The organism is Undibacterium sp. SXout7W (assembly GCF_049339385.1).
Classification (GTDB): Bacteria; Pseudomonadota; Gammaproteobacteria; order Burkholderiales; family Burkholderiaceae_D; genus Undibacterium.
Window position 1 is genome coordinate 1 of record NZ_JBMPPF010000122.1, and the last position, 322, is coordinate 322.

Below are 322 nucleotides of genomic sequence, written 5' to 3' on the forward strand. Positions count from 1 at the left end.
CTGGCTTCACTGCGACTTTTTTCGCTGCTGGCTTTGCTGCAACTGTTTTCGTTGTTGCCTTTGTTGCCGTTTTTGCTGCTGGCTTCGCTGCTACTTTTTTCGCTACTGGTTTTGCTGCTGCTTTTTTCGCTACTGGTTTTGCTGCAACTGCTTTCGTTGCCGCTTTCGCTGCTGGCTTCGCTGCTACTGTTTTCGCTACTGGTTTTGCCGCAGCTGCGTTCGCTGTCGCTTTCGCTGCTGGCTTCGCTGCTACTTTTTTCGCTACTGGTTTTGCTGCAACTGCTTTCGCTGTCGTTTTTGCTGCTGGCTTCGCTGCGGCTTT

The 322-nt window shown here is 51.6% G+C and carries 1 protein-coding gene; it reads right to left on the reverse strand.

Annotated elements, in window-relative coordinates:
* A partial coding sequence (locus ACO0LB_RS20755; protein WP_423052617.1) for a hypothetical protein occupies positions 1-322 on the reverse strand: 322 nt, incomplete at both ends.